General features: G+C 63.0%; 17 protein-coding genes. 4 read left to right on the forward strand and 13 right to left on the reverse strand.

What is annotated here, in order from left to right:
• Nucleotides 1-59 precede the first annotated feature (59 nt).
• The 11 genes from MUM_RS0103760 to MUM_RS0103810 form a co-directional block, all read right to left on the reverse strand.
• Nucleotides 60-791, reverse strand: coding sequence for a UTRA domain-containing protein (locus MUM_RS0103760; RefSeq protein WP_010167094.1), 732 nt, complete (start codon nucleotides 789-791; stop codon nucleotides 60-62).
• A gap of 82 nt (nucleotides 792-873) precedes the next feature.
• Nucleotides 874-2247: an LLM class flavin-dependent oxidoreductase gene (locus MUM_RS0103765; protein ID WP_010167096.1), complete on the reverse strand. Its 1374-nt coding sequence runs from the start codon at nucleotides 2245-2247 to the stop codon at nucleotides 874-876.
• A gap of 25 nt (nucleotides 2248-2272) precedes the next feature.
• Nucleotides 2273-3103: an amino acid ABC transporter permease gene (locus MUM_RS0103770; protein WP_010167098.1), complete on the reverse strand. Its 831-nt coding sequence runs from the start codon at nucleotides 3101-3103 to the stop codon at nucleotides 2273-2275.
• Complete coding sequence (locus MUM_RS0103775) at nucleotides 3100-3918, reverse strand: ABC transporter substrate-binding protein (protein WP_010167100.1); 819 nt, start codon at nucleotides 3916-3918, stop codon at nucleotides 3100-3102. The genes MUM_RS0103770 and MUM_RS0103775 overlap by 4 nt, the downstream gene beginning before the upstream one ends.
• 139 nt (nucleotides 3919-4057) lie before the next feature.
• Nucleotides 4058-4639: a nicotinamide riboside transporter PnuC gene (pnuC, locus tag MUM_RS0103780; RefSeq protein ID WP_010167102.1), complete on the reverse strand. Its 582-nt coding sequence runs from the start codon at nucleotides 4637-4639 to the stop codon at nucleotides 4058-4060.
• 15 nt (nucleotides 4640-4654) lie between these two features.
• A complete protein-coding gene (locus MUM_RS0103785) occupies nucleotides 4655-5491 on the reverse strand; it encodes a 5'-nucleotidase, lipoprotein e(P4) family (protein ID WP_010167104.1) in 837 nt (278 codons plus the stop codon).
• 12 nt (nucleotides 5492-5503) lie between these two features.
• Nucleotides 5504-7651 (reverse strand): TonB-dependent siderophore receptor, encoded by a 2148-nt coding sequence (locus MUM_RS0103790; RefSeq protein WP_010167106.1) that lies wholly within the window; start codon nucleotides 7649-7651, stop codon nucleotides 5504-5506.
• A gap of 126 nt (nucleotides 7652-7777) precedes the next feature.
• Nucleotides 7778-8650 (reverse strand): sulfurtransferase, encoded by an 873-nt coding sequence (locus MUM_RS0103795; protein WP_010167107.1) that lies wholly within the window; start codon nucleotides 8648-8650, stop codon nucleotides 7778-7780.
• A complete protein-coding gene (locus MUM_RS0103800; protein WP_010167109.1) occupies nucleotides 8647-9765 on the reverse strand; it encodes a phosphotransferase in 1119 nt (372 codons plus the stop codon). Before MUM_RS0103800 ends, MUM_RS0103795 begins: the two co-directional genes overlap by 4 nt.
• Nucleotides 9762-10682 carry an ABC transporter substrate-binding protein gene (locus tag MUM_RS0103805; RefSeq protein WP_010167111.1) on the reverse strand — a complete coding sequence of 307 codons (921 nt, stop codon included), beginning with the start codon at nucleotides 10680-10682 and terminating at the stop codon, nucleotides 9762-9764. Before MUM_RS0103805 ends, MUM_RS0103800 begins: the two co-directional genes overlap by 4 nt.
• 119 nt (nucleotides 10683-10801) lie before the next feature.
• Nucleotides 10802-12019 (reverse strand): MFS transporter, encoded by a 1218-nt coding sequence (locus MUM_RS0103810; protein ID WP_010167113.1) that lies wholly within the window; start codon nucleotides 12017-12019, stop codon nucleotides 10802-10804.
• Nucleotides 12020-12117: 98 nt separating this feature from the next.
• On the opposite strand from MUM_RS0103810, the gene MUM_RS0103815 reads away from it, so the two are divergent.
• On the forward strand, nucleotides 12118-13059 hold the full coding sequence (locus tag MUM_RS0103815; protein ID WP_029615769.1) for a LysR family transcriptional regulator: 942 nt from the start codon (nucleotides 12118-12120) through the stop codon (nucleotides 13057-13059).
• Here the strand turns inward: MUM_RS0103815 and MUM_RS0103820 are convergent.
• A complete protein-coding gene (locus tag MUM_RS0103820; RefSeq protein ID WP_010167117.1) occupies nucleotides 13056-14261 on the reverse strand; it encodes a DUF1835 domain-containing protein in 1206 nt (401 codons plus the stop codon). The genes MUM_RS0103815 and MUM_RS0103820 overlap by 4 nt on opposite strands.
• Before the next feature lie 193 nt (nucleotides 14262-14454).
• On the opposite strand from MUM_RS0103820, the gene MUM_RS0103825 reads away from it, so the two are divergent.
• The 3 genes from MUM_RS0103825 (at nucleotide 14455) to MUM_RS0103835 (ending at nucleotide 16501) form a co-directional block, all read left to right on the forward strand.
• The gene (locus tag MUM_RS0103825; protein ID WP_010167119.1) at nucleotides 14455-14919 is read left to right on the forward strand and encodes a metallophosphoesterase family protein; all 465 of its coding nucleotides are present in this window, start codon (nucleotides 14455-14457) and stop codon (nucleotides 14917-14919) included.
• A 113-nt stretch (nucleotides 14920-15032) separates the two neighbouring features.
• Nucleotides 15033-15710, forward strand: coding sequence for an ABC transporter ATP-binding protein (locus tag MUM_RS0103830; protein WP_010167121.1), 678 nt, complete (start codon nucleotides 15033-15035; stop codon nucleotides 15708-15710).
• Nucleotides 15707-16501, forward strand: a complete 795-nt coding sequence (locus MUM_RS0103835; protein ID WP_010167123.1) for an ABC transporter permease — start codon at nucleotides 15707-15709, stop codon at nucleotides 16499-16501. Before MUM_RS0103830 ends, MUM_RS0103835 begins: the two co-directional genes overlap by 4 nt.
• 338 nt (nucleotides 16502-16839) lie before the next feature.
• Here the strand turns inward: MUM_RS0103835 and MUM_RS1000000134680 are convergent.
• On the reverse strand, nucleotides 16840-17191 hold a 352-nt coding region (locus MUM_RS1000000134680), incomplete at its 5' end, for a hypothetical protein (RefSeq protein WP_337999219.1).

Below are 17191 nucleotides of genomic sequence, written 5' to 3' on the forward strand. Positions count from 1 at the left end.
GGCAGCGGGTGAAAACGGGTTTATTGGCAACAAGTCACAAGCTTTCACAGGTGTGAAATTCACGTCCCGGGGTAGCGCGTCTCCATCACGACCGACAACGCATCCGGGCGCCAGAACTCCTGGTCGAACTCCACCGGCTGGTCATCCTCGCCAAAGTTCAAGCGTTCCAGGTACACGCTGGTGGACCCCTGCGACAATTGCAGCAACTCCGCCTGTTCTTCATTCACCGTGCCAATGTGCATCTCCAGCTCACACCGCGATTGCACCCGGGAAAACCGCTCCCGCAGCAGTTGGGTCAGCGAGGTATTCAAGTCGGCCTCCAGCAGCCCCGGGCACCAGCTTGCCAGCAGCGCGTTGAACTCCAGCAGTACCGGCCGCCGGTCAATCCAGCGCCGCCGCTGCAGGAAAAACACCGGCTCATCCGCCGACGCGAGGCCCATCCGCCTGGCCAGCCAGTCGCCCGCCGGGCGCAGCTCTGCGTGCAGGCATTCGGTGCGGGGCGTACGGCCCTGGGCACTCACGTAATCCATAAAACCGCTGATGCGCGTCGGGTCATAGCGGATACGCCGGGGGCTGACAAACCAGCCGCGACGGTTTTCCCGGTACACCAGGCCTTCCGCTTCCAACTGCTGCAAAGCCTGGCGCAAGGTGACCCGGGTACAGCCGAAGCGCTCGATCATCTCCCGTTCGGACGGGAATTTCTCATCGGCCTGGGGCACACCCGCCGCAATATCGTTGGCGATTTGTTCGCGAATGCGCTGGTAGTGCGGTGAAATCGGGTCGAAAGGCATCCTGGGGTTCCGTGTGCAGGCATGACGTGGGCGTGACTCTACCGTTCCTGTTGGCGCAGGTCACGCAGTGCCCACGAGCACCTTACTCAAAGCGGAACGAAGCCCCATGGGCCGAGGCTGGCAAGCGGTCACTGCCCTCGGCGCTGAGCCGCGAACGCAAGGTGCCGGTCTGCGGCGTGGTGCGATACAGCCCACGTTTTTGCAGGGCCGGGATCACCAGTTCGACAAAGTCATTCAGCGAGCCGGGGCTGATCAACGGGTTGAGCATGTAGCCGCTGGTGCCGGAAATTCTGGCGTGTTCCTCGATTTTTTCCGCCACCTGCTCCGGCGTGCCCACCAGGATCAGGTCGCTGCCCCGCGTCACGTTGGCGAAGCGTTGCTTGACCTCGCCGGCGGTCAGCGGTTTGCCGCTGCCATCGGGTTTCATCACGTAGGAGGTCATGCCTTCGGTGTGGGTGGACAGTGCTTCGCTGTCGGCGTAGCGGCTGATATCGATACCGGTGTCGCCCGCGTAGCTCACCAACTGCGCCTGCAGGTGATAGTTGCTTTGCAGGGTCTCGTATTTCTTTTGTGCTTCGATGGCGGTGGGGGCGGTGACGATGCGCAACACGGTCAGGGATTTGACGTCTTGCTGCCTGCGCCCGCGGGCCTCGGCCTGGCGCCAGATATCTTCCAGCCCCTGGCGTATCTCCAGTGGGTTGGATTTGGCGATAAACACCAGCTCTGCGTGTTTGGCCGCGAACTGCCGCCCACGGCCCGACCAACCCGCCTGGATCAGCAGCGGCGTGCGTTGCGGCGAGGGTGACGTGAGGTGCGGGCCAGCCACCCGGTAATGGTCGCCGGCATGCTGGATCGGTCGAACACGCGCGCCATCGGCATAGGTGCGTGCGAGTTTGTCGGCGAGCACCGCGTCATCGGCCCAACTGCCTTCCCAGAGCTTGTACACCACGTCGAGAAACTCTTCGGCGCGTTCGTAACGGTCGTCGTGCTTGATCATCTGCTCCAGGCCGAAATTGCGTGCGGCGCTGGACAGGTAAGAGGTGACGATATTCCAGCCGATACGCCCATCGGACAAATGGTCCAGGGTGCTGAAGCGCCGGGCGTGGGTGAATGGGTGTTCGTAGGTGGTGCTGACCGTGACGCCAAAGGCGAGATTTTCGGTCAGGGCCACCAGTGCGGGAATGATCGTCAGCGGGTCGTTGGCCGGCGCTTCCACCGCCCATTTCAACGCCGCCGCTTCGGACCCGCCAAACACATCGTAGAAGCCCAGCACATCGCCGAAGAACATCAGGTCGAGGTTGGCTTCATCTGCCGTGCGGGCCAGGTTCGACCAGTACTTGAGGGTGTTGATGCCCAGGCGTTCATCCGCCGGGTGGGTCCACAGGCTGGGCGCGCCGCCGCAGCCGACGCTGGCTTGTTCGTACAGGCCGAATAACAACGGGGTTGGATCAGACATGGTGCTTCCTGCAGGTAAAAAGCGGTTATCGCCCGTGAAGGTAGGCCTTGCCGTAGTGCCGCTCCAGGCGCGCCTGGATCAGTTCCAGGCCAATGGAGAGCAGCCAGTAGATGACGGCAGCGGTGGTGAGCATTTCGATATAGCGGTATGAGGAGCGCCCGTAGGACTGCGCGAGGAACATCACTTCCCAGACGCCCATGACCGAGACCAGCGATGAGTCCTTGAGCATCGAAATGAACTGGCTGGTGGTCGGTGGAATGATGGTGCGCATCGCCTGGGGCAGCACGATCTGCCAGAACGTCACCGCCGGGCCCATGCCCAGCGCCGCCGCCGCATTCCGTTGGCCCTGGGACACTCCGATGATGCCGGCGCGAAAGATCTCGCTCAGGTACGCCCCGTAGTTCAACGACAGCGCAATGATCCCGGCGCTGATGGCGCCCGGCACTACGCCCAACTGGGGCAGGCCGAGGTAGATCAGCAAAATCTGGATCAGCAGCGGCGTGCCGCGAAAGAACGAGGCGTAAAAACTGGCAATCCCGAACGCCACCGCGCTGTTCGACAAGCGCGCCAGGGCCGTCGCAAACCCCAGGGCCAGGGACAGCCAGATCGAGCAGAAACACAGGAACAGCGTCAGCGCCGCACCCTGCAGAAAGCCGTTGGGCGACAGGTGCAGGCCCACCAGGTTCTGCCACTTGGCCGCGACGATCGCAAACTGCAGGTCGAAGCTCATGAACAGCCCGGCGAACAGGCACAGCATCACGCCCCAGGTCAGCCAAAGGCGCACCTGGAAGGGCAACCACTGGCGTTTGACGGGCGGCGGTTTCACCACAGAGGGCGGGGTGGGGAAAACGCTCATTGGGTGATGTCTGCGCCAATCCATTTCTGGGAGATCTTTGTCAGCGTGCCGTCGCTTTTAAGGTCGGCCAGCACTTGGGTCAGCCTCGCGTCCCATTGGGGGTCGCCTTTTTCGGTGGCGACCACGTTGGGCTCGCTGTACAGCTGTTTGCCGACGACCTTGAAGCGTGGGTCATGCTTGATTCGCTCATTGGCGGTCACCAGGTTGGTGAGCATTGCGTCCAGGCGTTTGCCGGTGCCGAGCGCCAGGTCCTGGAAGGCCACGATTTCATTGTCGTAAGGCACGGCTTGAATCTGGCTGAACGGGTATTCGATTGGCGTGTTGGCGCCTTCGATCACCAGGTCTTTGTTCAGGTAGGCCTCGTAGGTCGAGGCGCTGCCCACGCCGACTTTTTTCCCGGAAAGGTCACTGGCCGAGTGAATGGAAGATTCATCGGCGTTGACCACGATGACCGCCGGTGAGGCGTAATACTCGACAGGAAAATTGAACACTTGGCCACGGGCGGCACTTGGGGTCATGGAGCAGATGCACACGTCATAACGGCCCTGCCAGCGGCCAGCGGCGATCACTTCCCAAGAGGGTGTTTCCAACTTCAGGGTGACGCCAAGTTTGTCAGCCACGGCTTTGGCCACGTCGACGTCGAAGCCATCCAGCTGGTTTTGTTCATTGAGAAAAGAGAAGGGCGGATAGTTCTCCATCAGCACGCCAACCAACTGTCTGGATTGCGTGATGCGATCCAGCGTTGCCCCGGCGAACACCGCCGGGCTGGCCACTAACAGGGCCAGGCCCAAGGTCACGACAGTACGTAAATTCATAAATATACCCATGGGATTTTTTATATTTAAACGCGATAAGGGCTTTATGTTTAATGATTTTATGTACTGTAAGGCGCTGTTTTAGTTATATGTTTTCCCAACTGTTGGCCTGGCAACAGTTGGGAAACAAACACCGTGTTCAAGCAACTGAAAGTTGCTGTTCCTGTTGGCGCAAATCCCGCTGCCAGGACACCAGCCCATACGCCGCCAGCACCACAAACCCGGCATACAACGCGGCGGTCAATTGCAAGTCCTTGTACACAAACAGTCCCACGTAGACCGTATCCAGCACGATCCACAGCCACCAACTCACCACGTACTTGCGCGCCGCCCACAGGCTGGCCACCAGGCTGAAGGCAGTCAGCAGCGAGTCCAGCCACGGCAATGCGGCATCGGTGAAGTGGTGCATGGCGGCGCCCAGCAGCAGGGCGCCGATCACACCTGCGAATAAATGACGCCAGGCTTCCTGGACTGGCAGACGCTCGACCCGCACCTTGCCCGCGTCGATGCGCCCGGTGCTCCAGCGCCACCAGCCGTAGCCCTGCAATACGGCGAAGACCAGTTGCAGGAGCATGTCGGAATACAGCTTCACGTCGAAGAAGATCCAGCCGTACAACAACACCGCGACCACACTGACCGGCCAGCACCAGCGCACCCGTCGGGCGGTGAGCCACACCCCGGCGATATTGAAGATTACAGCGACTATTTCCAGCGGCGTCATACGGTTCCCCCAGGGTCAATTTTGCAGGTGCAGCGCCTGTTGCTTGAGCTGGCGCTTGCGTTCAAAGGGCAGTTTTTCCTGATCGCCATACGGCGCGCTGTACCAGTTGCCGTAGGTCGGGTTGGGCAGCACGAACCAGCGTTGGCCGAGCCAGCCAAGGTAGGGTTCGGCGGCCTTGCGCTGGGCCTCCAGGGTGTTGTGTTCGGCCTGCACGAAATCCCCCAGGGAGTCGCCGGCCAGGATCAGCACGCGGGCGTGTTGGGCGACCCATTGGCGGCGGCAGTTCTTGCCGTAGCCGGCCTGTTCGCAGCCGCCAATCGGGGTGCCGGCGGCCAGTACCTGCTGGTCGCTGTCTACCGGAAAGCCCCGCAGGCGCAGGTTGTTGACGGTGGCCTGGACCTGGCTTTGCTCACGGTTGGTGATGTAGTACACCGTGATGCCTTTGTGCTTGGCCGCCTGCAGGAACGCGACGGCGCCGGGCAGCGCCTGGGCCTTGGCCTGGTCGACCCAGGTGTTCCAGCGGTCGTAGGAGTAGACCTGGTTATTGACGACGTCCCGGGCATTCAGCGGGATGTTGTCGAGCACGGTTTCGTCGATGTCGACAATCACCGCCGGCGGCAAACCGGAGAGGTTGCGCGGGGGCAAGGGCAGGGCGTCCCAGTCCGGGGTGTTGAGGGCCACGTCCAGTTGCCGGGTGGCGTTGGCGAATACCTGGCGGTAAATCAGCTCGTGCTCGATCGAGGTCTGGGTCCACAGCACCGCATCCAGTTGGTCGTTGGCGGGCGGTTGCTGCTGGCAGCCGACCAGGGCAGTCGAGAGCAGGCACACACTGGCAAAAATCAGATTACGCATGAACAGTCAGCCTCAAAAATTGACGGTGGCGGATAACCGCGCGGTGCGTGGCGCGCCCAGGAACAGGTAGCCATCGCCCGCCGATTCACCCACATCGCGCCAGTAGCGTTTGTCGAACAGGTTGTCGACGGTCAGGCGCAGCACAGTATCGTAATCACCGACTTTGGTGCTGTAGCGACCACCCACATCGAACACCGCATAGTCGTCGACCTTCACGCTGGCCTCGCGGTTTGCGTACTTGCTGCCGCTGTATTGCACCCCGCCGAGCAGGGCCAGGCCCTTGATCCCGGGAATGCTGTAGTCGCCGTGCAGGCTGGCGCGCAGCTTGGGCACGTTGATCGCCTGGTGGCCGTCGTAGTCGTCGGTGCCGCTGCCACTGACCCGGGCGCGAATCGCCGCGACGCTGGCCGACACTTGCAGGTTATCGGTCACTCGGCCGTTGGCGGAGAGTTCCAGACCCACGTTCTTCTGCTTGCCTTGCTGCACAAAGGTGAGGGTGCCGTCATCGTTGGGCCGGTTGTATTGCAGGTCCTGGGTGATCTGGAACAGTGCGGCGGTCAGGCTCAGGCGCTGGAAGTCGCGCTTGATCCCCACTTCCAGCTGGCGCGAAGTAGTCGGCGGCAATACCTCATCGGCGTTGCTGCTGAACCACGCAGCCGTACCGCCCAGGGACAGGCCCTTGCTGTAGCTGGCATACAGGGTCGTGTCCGGGCGCGGCTTGTAGATCAGCGCCACTTGAGGCAGGAACACGCTGCGCTGGGTATGGCGGGTGGTGTCGCCGGCCTGGTCGTAGGTTTCTTCGTCGAGGCGCACCTGGCGCCCGCCGAGGATGGTTTGCCACTGCTCGTTGAAGCTGATGCGGTCGCTGGCGAACAGCCCGTATTGGCGGCTGTCCAGGCGCCGGTAGGTATGGCCCAGCGGCCCCTGGTAGGGTTCAAGCACCGGGGGTTTTTCGTAGATGTTGCCTTCGCCGATGTACTCGTTGACCGACTGGCGACGGTCCACCAGGCGGCGGAACGCAGTGGTGCCGAAGGTCAGGTCGTGCTTGAGAAACCCGGTGTCGAACTGGCCATTGAGCGCGGCCTGGGCTTCTTCGTTGCTGCGGGTGTCGTCGGGGCTGCGGTAGTCCGAGATGTCGTAGTCGCCCTCGGCGCTGAAGTGGTTGGGCACTGCGGTGTTGGCGCAACTGGCGGCGCCGTAGCAGCCCCAGGCGAAGGTGCTGTAGTCGTCGATCACCACGCGGCTGCGGGAGGCGCTGAAGCTGGCTTTCCAGGCCTCGTTGAAGCGGTATTCGAACAGGCCGTCGAGGTTCAGCGACTTGATGCCCACCGGGTTCGACCAGCTCTGGTAGCCCAGCAAGTCCCGTGGGGACACGTTGTGGGGCACGGTGGTGCCGCCGAGCAATTGATAACCGGGCACCGAGCGTTGCTCGCGGTTCTGGTACTCGGCGTTCAGTTGCAGCAGGGCGTTGGGGCTGATGTTCCAGTCGAGGGCCAGGGACGCAAAATCCCGCTGGCCGTCAGCATCGTCGACGTAGGAGCGGATGTCTTCGTGGGCCAGGTTGACCCGCACGCCCACCTGCTGTTCGGCACCGAACCAGCCGCCGACATCGGTGGCCAGGTAGCGCTCGCCGTGTTCGTTGGTGGACACGCTCACCGAACGCACATTCTCCGGGCGCTTGCTCACGTAGTTCACCAGGCCGCCGGGTTCGGACACGCCGCTTTGCAGCCCGGACAGGCCCTTGAGCACTTCCACCTGCTGCTTGTTTTCCAGTGCGACGTTCTGTTCGCCGGTGATGGTGCGGCCGTTGATCTTGTAGCTGCTGGCCGGGTTCAGCGAGAAGCCGCGCACCACGAAATTCTCGTAGTAACCCACCGGCGCGTAGCTGTCGCCGACCGAGGCGTCGTTCTTCAACACCTCGCTCAGCAGGCGCGCTTGCTGGTCTTTCAGGCGGCCTTCGGTGATCACCGCCACCGACGCCGGGGTGTCCAGCAATGGCGCGTTATCGAAGCCGGCGACAGCGGCCTTTTTTGCCTGATAGTCGGTGGCCTGTTCACCGACTACGGTGACGGTGTCCAGGGTCGCGTCCTGGGCGTGGGTGGCCGTGGCGGCGAGGGTAATGCTCAGGGCGAGCAGGGTGTGACGGTACGGTGTTGCCATAAAAGGAGCGCTCCAAGGGCCTGCCCGCTGGCACATCACGCTTTATCGGGCGCAAAAGGGCCCAGCGCTGCGCAACGGACGGGTTGCCAGTACGAAATTAAAAAGCCGGGGTCGCCACAAAGGGCGTCAGGCCGGAGCTGCTCCGGTAGTCATTGGTAGGCGTGCATCGGCGGCCCATTCCTGGAGCGAGCCGTCGTAGAGTGCGATGTCCTGGCGACCCAGCAGGGTCAGAGCCAGGGCGTTGGCCGCCGCGGAAATTCCGCCGCCGCAATAGAGCATCAATGGACCGTCGCTGTGCAGCAGCGTGGGTCCGATGGCCAGGGCCAGGGCGTCCTTGGGCAGGTAGCGACCCTGGGCATCAAACAGCGTGCGCGCCGGCAGGTTGTGGCTGCCGGGGATGTGCCCGCGTCGGGCGTAGCGAGTGGGTGCGGTGCCTTCGAACAAGGCGGCGCCCAATGCGCAGACCAGTACGCCGGGTGAGGTCCCTGCGACCACCGCTTCAACGCCTGCGCGGTCGATCCACAGTGGCGCATAGGCGTTGATTGGCCAGGGTTCGACGGCGCTGGTTATTGCCGGCTGCCCGCTGTGCTGCGGTAAGCCCGCCCGTTGCCAGGCGTTGAAACCACCGTCCAGCACCGACGCATCAATGCCCAGCCCGCGCAACATCCACCACAGGCGCGCGGCCCAGAAACCGTCGGCGCGGTCGTAGATCACCACGTTGCTGCCAGCGCCTGCGCCCAGGTCGGCCAGTGCCTGAACCAGGGCTTGCGGGGTTGGCAGGGCGAAGCTGTAGCTGGCGTGCGCGTCCGCAAAGTCGGTCAACAAATCGGCATGCCGTGCGCCGGGGATATGCGCCTGCAGCCAGCCGGCGTGGCCACTGGCGACCCGGTAATCACCGTCAAAACGCGGCGACGGCAGCACCACGGTAGCGTCCAGTATCACCAGCCCTGGCTCCCCGAGGCGGTCATGCAGCCAATCGGTATCGACCAGGATGCTCATACGGATTTGCGCCGGATATGACCGAGCAAGCGTTGCCCCTGGGCACCGGAAAACCACTGCAAATGGCCCAGCAGGTAGGCGTGATAGGCCACGTCGGCGCTGCTGGTAGAACCCACCACGCCGTGGTAGTACGCGACCTCGGACAGGGCGAAATCCACATGCACCAACGGCAGCAGGGCGCTCAGGGTGTGCAGGTCTTGCGCGCTCAGTGGCCGGATTTGGTGGTAGCCGGCAAGCAGTGCGTCGACGCTGTCGAGGTCCGCGATGGCCGGGCCACCGCTGTCCAGTTCCAGCCAGGGCACGGCGTTGCGTTCGATGGCGGTGGCCAGGTCGTAGAGCGCGAAAGTGCGGTCGGCGAGGCCGAAATCCAGCACGCTGGACACGCTGCCGTCTTCATTCCATAGCAGGTTCGAGGCGTGCCAGTCGTTGTGGGTCCAGAGCGCCGGTTGCTGTTGCAGCAAGGGTTGCAACGGTGCGTGCCAGGGCAACAGCAGCTCGGTGAGTCGTGCGTGCCAATCCTTGTCGGACAGGTACTCGGTGAGTGCCGGGGTGCTGGCGATCGCGGCCAGTGGCGCGGGTTGTTCGATCAACCGGGCGTTGGCCAGCAGCACTTGGGTTTGGCGGCGTGGCGCGGTGTAACCTTCGGCCGCGTGGTGCAGTTGAGCCAGGGCAACGCCGGCCGCCAGGGCGTGTTCGGTCGTCTGGAACGGCGACCACGACAGCGCATCCCGGTACAGGTCCAGGCCCTCGGCGACACGATGAATCTCGTAGGTCCATTCGCCCTGCGTCGTGGCCGTCGCCCCCTGGCGGTTGGGCACCACTGCGGCAACCGGCGCGCCCTGGCGATGCAAGTGAGCGATCAGGCGGTGTTCTTCTTCCAGCCACGCCGCTTGCCGCACCTGTTGATGATGCCGTTTGACGAACAGGGTCGCGCTGCTGGTAGTGATCAGCCCGGCAGCGGAAAACGGTCGCGGGCTGTGCCAATGCAAACTGCGCAGTTGCCCGAGGTGCGGGTACTCGCGCAGCAGGTGCTGGATATCCGCTTCGTGCAGCGCTGGCCAGTCGGCAGCCACCGGATCAAGCCCCAGGCCATGGGCCGTGCGTTGTGGGTTCATGCCGCCGCTCCGGGCAGATAGGCGTTGCTGGTTGCCCCTTGCCATACCTGGGGATTGTCGAGCACCGCGTGCTCGTGCAGCCACTCGGCGTAAGGCTTGAGCAGCGCCTGGCGTTGCTCGCCCCAGCGGCCGTCATGCAGCCAGGTCGGGGCGATTTTATGCAGGGACGCGCTGAGCAATTCTGCCGGGAAATACGGTGTGGTGTGCTCGTAGGCCGCCAGCGCAATCGCCGGCTCCTCGGCCACGGCGAGATAGCCCCGGGCAGTGGCCGCGAGGAAATCACGCACGCACTCGGGCCGCTCGACGAGGGTCCGTTCATGGGCGCCCAACAGGTAGCTGTGATACGCCGGTGCACCGATCTCATCCACCGGCAACACCACCCGGCGCTCGGCCTCGATAGGGCTGTGCATCAGGGCTTCCCAGGCCCAGTAGCCACCGAAACTGGCGTCGGCGATGCCTTCGGCCAACTGCTCGGGGCGTAGCTCACGCACACCGCTGTCCACCAGGATCACGCCATCGGGATCGCCACCGTCGTTGCTCACCAGATGGCGCACCATCGCCAAACCCCGTGGTGTGGGATTGAGCGCCAGGCGCTTGCCCACCAGGTCCCGAGGACGCTGGATACCGGAGTCGGTCAGGGTTTGAATCGACTCAAGCCCCGCATGATTGATCGCCGCGATGCCTTGCAGCGCTTGCCCCAGGCCGCGCCGGACCAGCAGCCGGTTGCTCGGGAAAATGCCGAAGTCCGCTGCGCCGGTCAGCAGGTGCTCAAGGGTGTCGCCCCGGTAGGGATCGTGCACCACCAACTCCACATCCAGGCCCAGCTCGGCGTACCAACCGCGTTCCCGCGCCAGGTACAAACCCGCCGAATTCGGCCAGGGATGAAAGTACTCCAGCATTACCTTTACCGACACCATCGCTTGCTACTCCAGCTTGCAGTCTTGTGATGGGGGCGATTTATAAGGGAGCAATCTGGTATATACCAATATCGTTTATTGCTATGGATATGCCCTAAACGTTGAACACAGGCATCGCACTATGCACGTGGCAGCGCCGATTCAGTGTTGGGTGAGTGCATCCAGCGATGGGCAATCCACAGGGCGGGCATCAGCAACGCCAGTAACAGCCACGGAAACCACGCGGGTCCGTGAGTCGCCAGTACCACGCCGCCAATCACTCCACTGCCGGCAAATGCCAGGTTGAATGCAGTCACCAGCATCGACTGTGCCACATCGGCACCGTCCCCAGCCGTTTCCGCCAGGGCGGTCTGAAGCAAGGTCGGTGCCCCACCAAAGCTCAAACCCCATGCGGCCATGGCGATACTGGTGAGGATGACGGGTAAATGGCCGAGCCCGAGCGTAAGCGTTACCAGGGCGAACGCGACGAGACTGAGCAGGACCAGCCGCCGCAGCCAGCGATCAATCAACACACCGGTGACCCAGATGCCTAGCAGTGCGGCGAGGCCGAAAATCAGTAAGGCGGCGTCCACATGCTCGCCCAGACCGACAGACGCCAGGAACGCCGCGATGTAGGTGTAGAGAATGTAATGGGCCATGATCCAGAGCATGACCACCAGCAGCACAGGCCGTACGCCGGGTGTTTGCACAACCGTCGACAGAGGCAGGCGTCGGTCGGCTTTTTGCCCGGGATAATCGGGCACGTTCACACGTATCCACAGCATGAGCATCAGGCTGGCCGCCGAGAGTATCCCGAACACACTGCGCCAGCCCGACAGCTTGCCGAGCCACGCCCCCAGCGGTACGCCCACGGCCAGCGCCAGGGGAATGCCGAGCATGGCCACGGCCATCGCGCGCCCTTGCAACGGGCGTGGTGCCATGCGCCGGGCATAACCCGCCAGCAGGCTCCAGGCCAGTCCGGTGGCGAGCCCCACCACCAGGCGCGCCGCCAGGGTCAGGCCGAACCATGGCGATAGCGCGGTCACGGCATTGCACACAAAAAACACGCCGACAGCCAACAACAGCACACGCCGACGGCGCCAGCCCTGCAGGGCCAGTGTCAATGGAATAGCCGCCAGCCCCGAGCCCAACGCGCAGAAGGTTACCCATTGGCCGGCCCAGGCTTGCGACACATTGAAGGCTTGCGCGATCTGGGGTAGCAGGCCGGCGGGCATGGTTTCATTGGCGGTGGCAATAAAGCTGCTGAGGGTCAGCGCCAGCAGGGCGATCAGCGGAAGCCGTTCAGCCGGGGGAGGGGTAGCCGTTTCGGCTGCCGATAGCGCGTCGATGTCGGTCATGACCTGTACTCGTTGGAAGGCGAGGACGCGAGTGTGGTGGCTTGTAGAGAAATTGATAATTGGCCTACCATTTGATGAACTTTCAAATCTGAATTGAAATGGCCACAGACCGATTGGGTGATATGCGTTTGTTCGTCGAGGCGGCAGCCTTGGGCAGTCTCACGGCTGCCGGGCGCAAGCTGGCGTTGTCGCCTGCTGCCGCCAGCGCACGGCTGATCAAGCTTGAAGCGGCACTGCGTACCAAACTGTTCGAACGCACCACCCGCCAGTTGCGCTTGACTGACGAAGGCCGGTTTTACCTGCAGCAGTGTGCGATTGCGTTGGCGGCGATTGATGAGGCCGAGGCAGGGCTTCAAGCCAGCCAGCAAGAGGTGCGTGGCAAGGTGCGGATTTCTGCGTCGGCGGATTTTGGCCGGCATCTGCTGAATGACTGGCTTGAAGCCTTCAGCCGCCAGCATCCGCAGGTGAAGGTGGCGTTGACGTTGTCCGACTCCATGTCGAACCTGGTGCAGGACGATGTGGACCTCGCCATCCGCTTTGGTGCCCTGCGTGACAGCTCGTTGGTTGCGCGACACCTGGCGCCCAATTGGCGCGTGCTGTGTGCCTCGCCTGACTACCTGGCGCGGCACGGCGAACCGCAAACCCCGGCGGACCTTGTTCGGCATCAGTTCATCGTGCTGGTGACCGGGGCGGGGCCGCTGAACACGTTTCACTTCAGGGTGGATGGCCAGGCCCGGGACCATACGGTGGCGATGGAGCAGGCCTGGGAAACCAACGACGGCGCCCTCGCGCGCGCCTGGGCGCTGGCCGGCCATGGCATTGCGCGCAAGACCATTTGGGATGCGGCTGACGATATTCGTGAGGGCCGGCTGAAGGTCCTGTTGTCGGAGTTCAGCGTGCGTGAGGCGGGTGTGTATGCGTTGTTGCACGGCACTCACTACCGCTCGCCCCGTGTGCGTGTGCTGCTGGATTTTTTGGTCGAGCGCTTCAGTCACGCAACAGACGAGCTGTTGCGCGACATAGAGGCGCCGCGCCTTTAGTTGCGCCAGGCGGGAACCAGATGCTCGTCAATCATCCAGTGAGGTTTGCCTGGGCTGATGCAGGTGCTGCCGATCCAGCGTTCCTGGGGGGCATGATCCGGCCAGTAAGCCTTCCCGTTCAGAACCTGGCGACCCAGCGCAGTCAATGCCAACACCCGTTGAGGCCATGGCAATTGAGCCTCGGACTCGATCAACAGCGGATTATCGCCATCAATCAACGGCCGCATCAGCGCATGAAACATCATGTCCCCCAGGTACGGCAGCGGCTCACGCTTGGCCATCAACTCAGCAAACACCCTGCCAAACGGCACGGGCCCGGCCTCGTCCACGTAGTGCAGGGCCAGGCGTTCGGTCAGTGATAAACCGTCCTGCGTCCCCGGCAATTCCTGCAACTGCCGGCGCAACGCCGGGGCCAGGAAGGGCAGGGATGGGTGGTTGCCCCGGGCCAGTTCCGCGAGTTTGACCGGCGAGCTGTCGCAATACGCCAGCCAGGCCTGTCGCGCCAGTTGCAGCATGTCCTCGTCGACCTGCCGGCGCTGCGGCCACAACCACGCCAATACGTCGGGTGCCAGTTGGCCGATGCCGATAAAACGCTGCACGCCGGGGATACGGTCGACTTCGATCAACTCAAGCTTTTCAGGCAAGCGTTCAAGCCCCGCCAATGCCCGAATCAGGAACAACTGATCGTACGCATCCGCCTCACACCACAACACGCTGTGCCCGGCGCTGCCAAGTTGTCCAAGATGGGTGTATTCGTCTGCGTGCCGGCGCGCCACTTCGGCCTCATCCATGGCAAACACCTGGCTGATGTAGCGGCTGCGTATGGCCTGGTATTGGTCGGCTGGCAGGTCCTGGACAGGGCCCATGCACAATGGGTCAATCAGCATCCGGAAGCGGCCCTTGAACCCCGCCAAGCCCAGGCTGTGGGCGATATCGTTGCCGCAGCGCCAGTGGGTGGTGCGAGCTTCATCGCTGGCGTCGAAACCCGGATGGCGGGCGGCAAAATCCACCGCATCGACGTGGGCCTTGAGCTTGGGCCAGCTGGGGAAGCCGAGTTCCTTGGCGATCAGCCATTGAGCCTCGGACAAGGTCGGGGTTGCGGCGGTATCGGCGTTTTTCAGGCGCTGCAAAAGCTCCTTGGCGCGCTTGCGTTGCTGCTCAAGGTTGATACGGCCGTTGGTGGACGAGAATGATTGCGACATACGATCTCCTTGCACAAACCTTGTCCGCTTTAAGGTTGGGAGTCGTAGAAATGTGATATTCAGTCAAGGTCTTGGGCGCAGCCCTTTCCGCGGATGGTGGCGTAGATGACGCCAGGCGGGAAATATAGGCAGTGCACTGTTGGATTGCAAGCCGCCCGGCGGACAGCGCCGGTGTCGTGCACAGGAGACGTTCATGAAAGTTGGTGTGATTTCCGATACCCACGGCCTGCTCCGCGCCGAGGCCCTGGCCGCCCTGGAGGGGTGCGAGCAGATTGTTCACGCCGGGGATATCGGCAGCCCGGAAATTCTTGAGCTGCTGGCCTCGATTGCACCGTTGCATGTGGTGCGCGGCAATAACGACCTCGACGCGGCCTGGGCAGAGCATCTGGCTGATCGGTTGGATTTCGACCTGAATGGCTGGCGGGCGCTGCTGGTGCATGACATTGCCGATGTACCGAAGGCGCTTGATCCGGGCATCAGGCTGGTGATCACCGGCCACTCCCACAAGCCATTGATCGAGTGGCACGGCGAGCGGCTGTTTCTCAACCCCGGCAGTGCAGGGCGGCGGCGTTTCAAATTGCCGGTGACCCTGGCGTTGCTTGACGTGCGCGAGAAATCCATCAAGCCGCGCCTGGTGTCGCTGGAGCCCAAGCGCTGAGGAACACCTGTGGCGAGGGGGCTTGTTGTGGCGAGGGAGCTTGCTCCCTCGCCACGGGGGAGGTGCCCTGTCTTACCATTGCGTCTAAATCAGGAACAAGGATCATCAACTCCATGAGCGTATTAGTCGAAACCCGGGCGCTCACGCGGATGGACGAGCGCCGCCAGCTCCAACTGCTGCACCCGACGAACTTCCAGTTGCACCGCGCCGACCGCCTCTCCATCACCGGGTCATCCGGCTCCGGCAAAAGTGTGTTCCTGCGGGCGCTGGCCCTGCTCGATGCACCCACCTCCGGGGATATCCTCTGGAATGGGCAACCCATCGCCAACGTACAGATCCCGCAGTACCGCAGCCGCATCAGCTACCTTTCCCAGCGTCCGGCGCTGATCGAGGGCAGCGTGGAAGACAATCTGCGTTTCCCCTACAGCCTCAAGGCCTTGCATCACCTGAGTTTCGACCCGCAGGCGGTCAATGCGCTGCTGGTCCACGCAGGAAAAGAGCCGGGCTTCCTGGCAAAAAATGCCGGGGATTTATCCGGCGGCGAGTCCCAGGTGGTGTCGCTGATCCGCACCCTGCAACTCAATCCCGATGTGCTGTTGCTGGACGAACCCACCGCCGCCCTCGACCCGGCGTCATCCCGGGAAGTCGAGGCGTTGATCAACGCCTGGGCCGAAGCGGACAAAGACCACGCCTATGTCTGGGTGTCCCACGACCTTGAGCAGGCGCAACGAATGAGCACCACCCGCCTGCACATGGACGCCGGCGTGCTGACGGGGGCCGTGCAGCCATGAACTATCACGACCTGACGGCCCTGGACATGGCCATCGCCGCCTCGCTGATCCTGATCAACGGCGCGCTGTCACTGCTGTTGCGCCTGGGCCTGGAACGCCAACTGTTCTGGGCCGCCGTGCGCACGGTGGTGCAGTTGCTGGCAATCGGTTACCTGTTGGGCTGGGTCTTCGAATTCGCCTACTGGTACGTGGTGCTGCCGCTGATGTGCCTGATGACCCTGATCGCCGGCCTCTCGGCTGCCGGTCGCGGCAAGCGTACCTACGCCGGCCAGCGGGCCGACAGCATCGTGTCGGTGTGGGGCAGTTCGTGGCTGGTGACGGCCATCGGCCTGTTCGCGATCATCCGGATTCACCCGTGGTACGAGCCGCAGTATGCGATCCCGATCCTCGGCATGATTCTCGGCAATACCCTCACCGGCGTGTCCCTGGGGATTGAGCGCATGACCCAGGAACTGACCTCGGGGCGCAACACCATCGAGATGATCCTGGCCCTGGGTGGCTCACGTTGGGAAGCGGCCCAGGACGCGATTCGCCAGGCCGTGCGGGCCGGGATGATCCCGACCCTGAACCAGATGACGGTGGTAGGGATTGTCAGCCTGCCTGGGATGATGACCGGCCAGGTGCTGGCCGGGGAAAGCCCGGTGGACGCGGTGCGGTACCAGATCGTGATCATGTTTTTGATCGCCGCGTCGTCGGCGCTGGGCACGGTAGGTGCGGTATTGCTGACCTACCGGCGGTTGTTTTCTCCGGGGCATCGGTTTTTGCGTTATCGGCTTGAAGAGCGGGTGTGAGTTGGGTGGGGGCTTTTGTGTACATATCCGTTATTTGGGTAACGGCTACCTATGGTTTCGCTCTTACAGCGACTCACTTTGGAAAAGCCCCAAAGTAAGCAAAGGGCTCTGCCCCGCCTGTCGGCACCTCGCCTAGGCTCGGTGTTCCCTCACTCCGGCATTGCTCCGCGGGCCGCCGCGACGGGGCGTCCCTGCCCCGTCGCGGCTAAACCGGCGTCCTGCCGGTTTACCCGCTCCTCAATCCCTGCGTTCGGCCTCGGGCTGAGTGGGGCAGTCAGATCAAGATCAAAAGCAAGAGCACAGCGGCCTACCGGCCGGCTTGAGTGGTAGAAGCCAAATCAAAAGCCAAAGCGAAAGCCAAATCTGAAACTGCTGCGGCTCTGCTTTTCTGTGGGAGCTGGCTTGCCTGCGATGCAGACAACTCGGTTTTTCAGGTACATCCAGTTGATGCCATCGCAGGCAAGCCAGCTCCCACATTTGACCGTGCCCCGCTTTAGATTTTGATTTCGCCTTTGCTTCACACCACTCAAGCCGGCCTGTAGGCCGCTGTGCTGTTGATCTGCTTTTGATCTTGATCTTAGGCGCCCCGTTAAACCACGCTGGCCGAACGCAGGCTTTGGAGCGTGGGTAACCCGGCAGGACGCCGGGTTAGCCGCGCTGGGCCAAGGATGGCCCATCGCGGCGGCCCAC

The sequence above is a fragment of the Pseudomonas sp. PAMC 25886 genome, from assembly GCF_000242655.1.
Lineage (GTDB): Bacteria > Pseudomonadota > Gammaproteobacteria > Pseudomonadales > Pseudomonadaceae > Aquipseudomonas.

Coding starts and splice junctions, on each gene's coding strand:
- MUM_RS0103760 (WP_010167094.1), bottom strand. CDS start 791: ATGCCTTTCGACCCGATTTCACCGCACTACCAGCGCATTCGCGAACAA.
- MUM_RS0103765 (WP_010167096.1), bottom strand. CDS start 2,247: ATGTCTGATCCAACCCCGTTGTTATTCGGCCTGTACGAACAAGCCAGC.
- MUM_RS0103770 (WP_010167098.1), bottom strand. CDS start 3,103: ATGAGCGTTTTCCCCACCCCGCCCTCTGTGGTGAAACCGCCGCCCGTC.
- MUM_RS0103775 (WP_010167100.1), bottom strand. CDS start 3,918: ATGAATTTACGTACTGTCGTGACCTTGGGCCTGGCCCTGTTAGTGGCC.
- pnuC (WP_010167102.1), bottom strand. CDS start 4,639: ATGACGCCGCTGGAAATAGTCGCTGTAATCTTCAATATCGCCGGGGTG.
- MUM_RS0103785 (WP_010167104.1), bottom strand. CDS start 5,491: ATGCGTAATCTGATTTTTGCCAGTGTGTGCCTGCTCTCGACTGCCCTG.
- MUM_RS0103790 (WP_010167106.1), bottom strand. CDS start 7,651: ATGGCAACACCGTACCGTCACACCCTGCTCGCCCTGAGCATTACCCTC.
- MUM_RS0103795 (WP_010167107.1), bottom strand. CDS start 8,650: ATGAGCATCCTGGTCGATACCGATTGGCTGCATGACCGCCTCGGGGAG.
- MUM_RS0103800 (WP_010167109.1), bottom strand. CDS start 9,765: ATGAACCCACAACGCACGGCCCATGGCCTGGGGCTTGATCCGGTGGCT.
- MUM_RS0103805 (WP_010167111.1), bottom strand. CDS start 10,682: ATGGTGTCGGTAAAGGTAATGCTGGAGTACTTTCATCCCTGGCCGAAT.
- MUM_RS0103810 (WP_010167113.1), bottom strand. CDS start 12,019: ATGACCGACATCGACGCGCTATCGGCAGCCGAAACGGCTACCCCTCCC.
- MUM_RS0103815 (WP_029615769.1), top strand. CDS start 12,118: ATGGCCACAGACCGATTGGGTGATATGCGTTTGTTCGTCGAGGCGGCA.
- MUM_RS0103820 (WP_010167117.1), bottom strand. CDS start 14,261: ATGTCGCAATCATTCTCGTCCACCAACGGCCGTATCAACCTTGAGCAG.
- MUM_RS0103825 (WP_010167119.1), top strand. CDS start 14,455: ATGAAAGTTGGTGTGATTTCCGATACCCACGGCCTGCTCCGCGCCGAG.
- MUM_RS0103830 (WP_010167121.1), top strand. CDS start 15,033: ATGAGCGTATTAGTCGAAACCCGGGCGCTCACGCGGATGGACGAGCGC.
- MUM_RS0103835 (WP_010167123.1), top strand. CDS start 15,707: ATGAACTATCACGACCTGACGGCCCTGGACATGGCCATCGCCGCCTCG.